Origin of the sequence: Spirulina subsalsa CS-330 (genome assembly GCF_028330765.1) — a bacterium.
In the GTDB taxonomy this organism is placed as follows: Bacteria; Cyanobacteriota; Cyanobacteriia; order Cyanobacteriales; family Spirulinaceae; genus Spirulina; species Spirulina subsalsa_A.
The window spans coordinates 1-4,671 of the sequence record NZ_JAQMTY010000030.1 but is presented as its reverse complement, the minus strand read 5'-3'; the positions used below and the strand labels follow the sequence as shown (position 1 = coordinate 4,671).

At 54.9% G+C, this 4,671-nt stretch carries 3 protein-coding genes; 2 read left to right on the top strand and 1 reads right to left on the bottom strand.

Annotated elements, in window-relative coordinates; all coding sequences use genetic code 11:
* Positions 1-350: 350 nt before the first annotated feature.
* Both PN477_RS02295 and PN477_RS02290 read left to right on the top strand, forming a co-directional pair.
* Entirely contained in the window at positions 351-2,060 is a 1,710-nt protein-coding gene (locus PN477_RS02295; RefSeq protein ID WP_272121015.1) for an N-acetylmuramoyl-L-alanine amidase, read from the top strand.
* A gap of 10 nt (positions 2,061-2,070) precedes the next feature.
* On the top strand, positions 2,071-3,045 hold the full coding sequence (locus tag PN477_RS02290) for a DNA polymerase III subunit delta' (protein ID WP_272121013.1): 975 nt from the start codon (positions 2,071-2,073) through the stop codon (positions 3,043-3,045).
* A 17-nt stretch (positions 3,046-3,062) separates the two neighbouring features.
* Here the strand turns inward: PN477_RS02290 and PN477_RS02285 are convergent, their stop codons facing one another.
* Positions 3,063-4,502, bottom strand: a complete 1,440-nt coding sequence (locus PN477_RS02285) for an ATP-binding protein (RefSeq protein ID WP_272146949.1) — start codon at positions 4,500-4,502, stop codon at positions 3,063-3,065.
* Positions 4,503-4,671 lie beyond the last annotated feature (169 nt).

Sequence of the window (4,671 nt, the reverse complement as noted above, 5' to 3'; positions counted from 1 at the left end):
TCAGAGTAAGCGTTCAAGTTCTTACCTTGGGATGCGACGCTAGTCCCAAGCTCTAAAACCGGATGGTTAAACAGTCCTAGAGGGTTAAGACAGTGCCATTTGGAAAGTACCGACTCTGAACATTGGCGAAGCGAACGTTACTCCAGCAATGGATGTCGGGGACAACTATATCCCCATTGGAGCGGCAACCATACCGCTCCACCCCGCAAGGGGACAAACCCACATAGTAAGTTAAGAATGACTACGCTTATGGCTACTGAATGGGCAATTTCGGGGGGATTGACCCCCACTCAATTGCCGCTCCTATCCATCCCCACCCACAAGGAGATGGGGTTTCTCGGAGGAAGATCATGAAGTTTGGCATTGATATGGGACATAATGCCCCGCCCGACGTTGGTGCATCGTCACGCTATGGCAGTGAAGACCGTCTCACCAAGGAAGTTGGTACACAAGTAATCAATAAGCTGCGCGCCGTTGGCCATGAAGCGGTCAACTGTACACCCAGCAGTGCAACCAGTGTGATGGATTCACTCCGCAAGCGGGTCAATACCGCCAATGCCAACAATGTTGATGTGTATGTTTCGATTCACTTCAATGCCTTTAATGGTTCTGCCAATGGGACAGAAGTGTATGCAATCAGCAGTTCGGGCGGTCGAATTGCCCAGCCGGTGCTTGATAATATTGTGCGGCTTGGTTTTGCGAATCGGCGGGTTAAAGATGGGGCCCATCTTTATGTGCTGCGGTCTACCAATATGCCAGCCATTTTGATTGAATGCTGCTTCATTGATTCTGAAAAGGATATGAAGTTGTACAACACCGAGGCAATGGTGAATGCGATCGTCCAAGGCCTCGCCGGAAAACTGCCTAATGAGTCTAGCAGCGGCAGCACTGGCGGGAGTACCAGCGGCAGCACTGGCGGGAGTACCGGCGGCAGCACCAGCACCAGAGGCAGCGATGCCCAAGTGCTTAAACTGCAAAAAGCCCTCAATCAACTGCAAATCCCCGACGCGAACAATCAAGCCTTGACTGAGGATGGATTCACGGGCCCCGCCACCGAATCGGCGACCCAACGCTTTCACCAGTTGGCGGGGATTAATGCAGCGGGCCGGCCGGTGGTGTTGACCTGGAAAGCCTTAGATGAAATTCAGTCTCAGCCGATTTTACGCCCCAACCATGCCGATGGGGTAGCGGTGCGCTATTTGGAATATCGTTTGGGGGCAGCGATCGATGGTATTTATGACGATCGCCTCGCGGAAATGGTGAAAACCTTCCAGCGCCAAAAGTCGATCACCGTTGATGGCATCGTGGGGCCGCAAACCTGGGGCTTGCTCATGGGCCAACCCGTGCCGACGCTGGCCTTGAAAATTATTCGCGACACGGTGTTAAAACAAGAGGCGATCGACAGCAGCCAGATCACCGATGCCAATCTCAAATATGAGATCAAAGAAGGGGAACAACTGCCCCTCCACAGTTGGGATGAAGAAGGCAACCATGTCAAAGCGGCGCTGTTAAACGTGACCTTCAATGGGTTTAATACCTGGTATGCCTTTAACGACCATATTGAAATTTGGCAAGATGGGCAGCCGCTGGAAATGGAGCCGGAGGACGAAGCCCCCCAAACCAACGATCGCGGCGATGGGTTCAATCTCCCCGGCTACACGAGTACGTTTTTCCTCAGTGATCCGATTTTGCCCAATGGCAATTTCACCTGGCGGGAGGCGCTGCACAATGGTGAACGGATTCCCAAACATAAGTCCCATGTGGATAACATCCTGGCGTTGGCGCAACGGTTGGAGGATGTGCGGACGCGGCTGGGAGGTTTTCCGATGACGGTGACGAGTTGGTATCGGCCGGAGCCGTGGAATAGCCGAGCGGGTGGGGCGAAATATTCGCGCCATAAAACCGGGGAAGCGGTGGATCTGCTGCGGTCTGGGATGTCGGGGCGGCAAATGGCATCCCGTCTGGGCAATTGGCCCGGTGGTATGGGCATCTATCGCAGCTATCCGAATTTGATCCATTTGGATATTCGTCCCTATCGGGCCCGTTGGGGTGGTGCGTAGGCGCTGAGGGATGTTAGAACCCTTTGCGGAGTTAGTGGGCCAGGGGGCGGCGGTGGAACTGTTGGAGCGGGCGATCGCTTGCGATCGCATCGCCCCCGCCTACCTCTTTGCGGGCCCCGCCGGGGTTGGCCGCCGCCGTGCCGCCCAAGGGTTCGCCACCCTGCTCCTGAGCCATCACCGTCCCCCAGAACGGGCCTTAGCCATTGAGCGCAAAGTCCGGGAGCAAAATCACCCCGATTTCCTCTGGGTCTCCCCCACCTATCAACACCAAGGAAAACTCCTCTCCCCCGCCGAAGCCGCCGCCGCTGGGGTCAAACGCAAAACCCCGCCCCAAATTCGCATCGAGCAAATCCGGGAGATCACCCACTTCCTCGCCCGCCCCCCCCTAGAAGCCTCGCGATCGGTAGTGGTGATTGAGGCGGCCCACACCATGGCCGAAGGCCCCGCCAATGCCCTGCTTAAAACCCTCGAAGAACCGGGCCAAGCCACGTTAATCCTGATCGCCCCCAGTCCGGAAAATCTCCTCGCCACGCTGGTGTCACGGTGTCAGCGGATTCCCTTCTATCGCCTGTCGCGGGCTGATTTAACCGAGGTGCTCCGTCGTCAGGCACAGGCGGATATTGATGACCTGATCGCCGATGAGGCGTTGTTAGCGATCGCCCAAGGCAGCCCCGGAGCCGCCCTCCTCGCCTGGGAACAGCGCCAAACCCTCGCCCCCGAACTCCTCACCCTGATTCAACATCCCCCCACCACCGCCAAAACTGCCCTGCTACGGGCCAAAACCCTCGCCAGCGATCTAGAGCCTGAAACTCAACTGTGGTTACTCGACTATTGGCAGCAGGAACATTGGCAGCAACACCACGACCCGGAACCCCTCACCGCCTTTGAAGCCACCCGCCGCGCCCTCCTCGGCTACGGACAACCCCGCCTCGCTTGGGAATGCCTGATGATCGCCCTGCTGCCCCCTGGGGAAACCCCTGCTTAGGATGGGATACCGTCGGTTTAGGTTGGAGCGAAGAGAGTTCGGTTGTTGAGGGTGGTGGTGTCCGTGAGGTGCAGCGGAATCGTGATGTGAAATTCTGTTCCTTCGCCGGGAACCGATGACCATTGGAATGTGCCCTGATGGTAGTCCACAATGATTTGATGGCTAATGGAGAGGCCTAATCCTGTGCCTTTGCCGATGGGTTTAGTGGTGAAAAAGGGAGTGATGATCTGGTTTTGAATCGATTCGGGAATTCCTGTGCCATTGTCGCGAATGGTGATTTCAGCGCGATCGCCCTTCCCAATCACGATGGCGATCGTAATCTGCGGCTGCCAATCCGATGGTTTATGATCCGCCGCCTGTTCTAACGCATCGATCGCATTACTCAACAGGTTCATAAACACCTGATTGAGCTTACCCGTGAAACATTTAATTTGCGTCGGTTTCGGGGGATAATGCCGCTGAATTTGAATCTGTTTACGATTGCCCTGGGCTTTCAAGCGATGGCCCAGAATCATCAGGGTGCTCTCAATCCCATCCCGGAGGGGAACGGATTCGAGAATCAACTCATCCGATCGCGCAAAATTTCGCAGCCCTAACACAATTTCCTTGAGGCGACCACTGCCAATCTGCATCGATTGCAAAAGTTTAGCGAAATCCTCTTGGACAAACTCCAAATCATCAAAGGTTTCTTGGATTTGTGCCGTGAATTGGGGCGCGTGGGTTTGATAAAACTGCAAGGCGAGGCAAAGATCCCCTAAATATTCTTGGGCATAGTTCAGATTGCCATGGATAAAGTTGAGGGGGTTGTTAATTTCATGGGCAATGCCAGCCATGAGATGGCCTAGGCTAGACATTTTTTCGGCGTGGAGCAGTTGAGTTTGGGCGGCTTGCAGTTGGTCAAGGGCTGCTTGGAGGGCCTGGGCTTGGGCTTTGGTGTGGAAATGGGCCGTTTGCACTGCGTTGAACAGCCGCTGCTGTTCGCGATCGAGGGCTTGGATTTGCGCTTCGGCTTCCCGTTGATATTGGGTCACGGCTGCATCTAAGGCGGTTAGTAGGGGCCCTTCTGCTGCGGTTTGAATCGTGATTAAATCGTCACAATCGGGGGTGAGGCTGTCGAGGGGGGCGATCGCTAACTGACGGCCCGCTTGGATAAAAGCACACACTTGCCCATTCAAATGCCAGGGATCTTGAAAATAGATGGATTGCATCGCCATCGACAGTTCACCCCGCAACTTCAAATCAGCATCGCCCCGCAGCAGGCCCTGATGCGCCGCCTCCATCTTGGTGATGATGTGGATCAACTCATCTCGGAACGCCGTGTCATGGCTATAGACATAGCGTGTGGCATAGAGGGCAGCCCGTTGGGAGAGCATCCGCTGACGACCGCTGATATTAATCACAGCGGCATGGATTTCACGAACACAGGCTTTTTGAGACATATCAAGATACTGAATCAACGGCACTCAGCCAGATACGAGACCAAGGCGTTGACATACTCCCCCACTAAACCCTACGGGCTATAGTGGGAGATTCTGAACAGCCAGTTACCTGACCATTTATCCACTCAAACAACGAGAGTTGCAGAGGGTTGCTAGGCTCAACGACTAACGCCATTGATTTATCCTG

Coding starts and splice junctions, on each gene's coding strand:
- PN477_RS02295 (WP_272121015.1), top strand. CDS start 351: ATGAAGTTTGGCATTGATATGGGACATAATGCCCCGCCCGACGTTGGT.
- PN477_RS02290 (WP_272121013.1), top strand. CDS start 2,071: ATGTTAGAACCCTTTGCGGAGTTAGTGGGCCAGGGGGCGGCGGTGGAA.